Origin of the sequence: Nocardia sp. 852002-20019_SCH5090214 (assembly GCF_001665865.1) — a bacterium.
In the GTDB taxonomy this organism is placed as follows: domain Bacteria; phylum Actinomycetota; class Actinomycetes; order Mycobacteriales; family Mycobacteriaceae; genus Nocardia; species Nocardia nova.
In genome coordinates this window covers 1-2,546 of sequence record NZ_LZMK01000169.1, presented here as the reverse complement: position 1 = coordinate 2,546, position 2,546 = coordinate 1, and the positions used below count along the sequence as shown (strand labels likewise).

Annotated in this window: 1 protein-coding gene and 1 pseudogene; both read right to left on the bottom strand. The window is 69.0% G+C overall.

Annotated elements, in window-relative coordinates; all coding sequences use genetic code 11:
- Positions 1–695 (bottom strand): annotated as a pseudogene (locus A5780_RS13830) (hypothetical protein); the annotation flags it as partial.
- Between the two features lie 215 nt (positions 696–910).
- Entirely contained in the window at positions 911–2,389 is a 1,479-nt protein-coding gene (locus A5780_RS13825; RefSeq protein ID WP_064908616.1) for an SCO6880 family protein, read from the bottom strand.
- Between the last annotated feature and the right edge of the window lie 157 nt (positions 2,390–2,546).

The window sequence follows — 2,546 nt, the reverse complement described above, 5'->3', positions numbered from 1 at the left end:
CGCTGCGCGCCGCCGGAGATCGTGGCCAGCAGATCCGACAGCCGCGGCGGCCGCTGCGGGGTGAATCCTCCAGCGGGACTGTAGAGTTCGCGCAGGCTGGCGGCGATGAGTGTTTCTTCGTAGTCGGCGACGCGGGAGCCGCGGACCAGCTCGATCAGCCCGGCGACGATGTTGACCTGCCCGGCTTCCACTCGCGCGGCGACCTGGCGGCGCTGATCCGGATCCGGGAGTCGGTCGATGATGGTGCCGAGGGCGCCGACGGCGAGGGGGTTGATGCTGCCGTGCCCGTAACCGAGGTCGACGACCTGCCCGCCCAATGCTTCGACGAGGTCGCGGTAGTCGGGTTTCGTGTCGCCCATGCACAGCACCGTTTCCCCGGCCGCGACCGCACCCGTCGCGAGGCGGCGGATCAACGAGGATTTTCCGAAGCCGTTGAGCGCCAACACGAATGCGATCGGTGCGGTGATGAATCCGCGGGCGAACCACGACATCGGATCGAAATGCACCGGCGCTCCGGTCACGAAATGCGAACCGACCGGACAGCCCACCACCGGGGCGGTCGCTCCGACCGCGAAGGGCCACAATCCGGCCACCTGCACCGTCGTCGCCCGCCATTCCGGTGTCGCCGGGACTACCGTTGCGCGGCCTCCACCGACACCGCGGTACCCGCGGTCGGTGAAACTCGCCATGGACACCGCGAATCCGTCACGGACCGAATCTTCTGCTCTCCGAGCGGCAGTGGCGCGGCGGTGATCGTCACTCGACAGAGCCCAGCGAGCGCGCACGGCGGCCAGGCCGCGACCGGCAGCAGCCGTTTCCTCCTTCGCACGCGCCTGTGGAGTCAGCACACGAATCCCTGCCATCTTTGCCGTCCGCGCCGGACGGATCGTGCTTTTGCGGTCTCGGATATTCATGCGCTGAACCGCTTCGAGATCGAGGTGTGCTCGGGCAGGATCAGGCCGATGCCGAGGGAGGCGGCGAAGGCGGCGGCTTGGGCGCCGTAGCAGCGGCGCACCCGCAGCCGCGACGCCGCGGTCATCGTGCGTACCGAGGTTTCGATGCCGGGCAGGTCGGCGTCGAGGACGTCGGTGACGGTGACCAGGACCCCGAATCGGGTGAGGCCGGCGCCGCGGGCTTGTTCCTGGCGGGCGGCGCGGGTGTTGTCGACGCGGATGGACGCGGCGGCCGAGGCGATGCCGCGTTCGGTCTGCTCGGCGGCCAAAGCGTCCCGGAAGTCGGCGTCAACGATGTCGGTGGCCTCGGCCGCCGAATGCAGGCGGTACACGATCGCGACCCGCTTGCGTGGCACATCGGAGCGCGGGCGCAGCAACTCCTCCAGACCGGTTTCCAGCACCGCGCCCCGCGGTGGGGCGTCCATTTCCCAGGTGATCGACCGCGCGCCGTCGTGCACCAGATGGTCCCAGCGGTCCTCGTGCGCGATCGGACCCACCGAGTCCCACGACTGCGTTTTGGTGATCGCCGGGCCCGCGGCTTCGATGTCGCGTTGAGCTGCCAAGTCGTAGCGAGACCGCACCAGCCCCAGCACCTCCCACGCCTGCAACGGCGTGGCCGGCAGTCCCGCGCGGGCCAGTTGGGACAGCACGCCTTGCAGGCGCTGTCCGATCTCGCGGGCCTGCTCCGGTAGGTCCCGCCGGGTTTTGCGGGAGGTGCCGATGGCGCGGTAGGTGATGGCGATGCGGGCCTCGATCCGCACCCCGACTCCGCCGATATCGGCGGCGGCCTCACGCATCACCGCCCGCGCGAACTCCGGCGCCTCAGCCCGGACCAGACGTGCGACTTCGCGGCGTTGCTTGAGATGGGTTTCCGCGACAGTCTCCAGGACCGCGGTGACCGCGACGACCTCACCGCCACGCGACTGCGAGGCCAGGAAATGCCCGTACTCGGCCACCCAGGCATCGATTTGAGCTTGGTCGACCAGCTCCTTGCCGCGCGGCAACACTCGCAGCACCACCGTGCAGTGATCGGTACGGCGAACATGAATGACCGCGAACCGCTTCCCGCCAGGAGTCTCCCACTCCCCGAGCCGCGAATCAGCCAGCAGCCCAGGCAATCTCGCCACACCCGGTATCCGGGAAAACCGGCCCGACCGATACACCAGTTCACCGCGCGCTTTCGCTGTCGCGAACTGGACCCGCAACACCGCCGTCTCCCACCCGCTCCTACCGTCGACCGTGATCACCAAGGGCGTGAAAACGATTGCGGCGCAGCCGAGCACGATCAGCGTTGTGGGGATGGATCGGGTGAGCATGAAGGTAGCCATCACGGTGATCAGCAGTGCAAGCGCGAGCATGCTCACCCCCCAGGTCATGCCGAAGAACCCGGCCGAGCGCGGTTTCTCCCACCTTCCGTACATGCGAGGACTGGTCATCGCCGCACCTCCAACGGGCCAGGCACATCGACATCCCAGCCGTCACCGGCCTGGGATTCGACCGCCGAACTCGCCGACTGCACACCCTGCCCGGCCACCTGCGCACCCATGACAGCCGCACCGGCGATGCCCGCTCCCGCGCCGCCCGCCGCGCCCG

Excerpts from the sequence above, each read along its gene's own strand:
- A5780_RS13825 (WP_064908616.1), bottom strand. The coding sequence starts at position 2,389 with ATGACCAGTCCTCGCATGTACGGAAGGTGGGAGAAACCGCGCTCGGCC.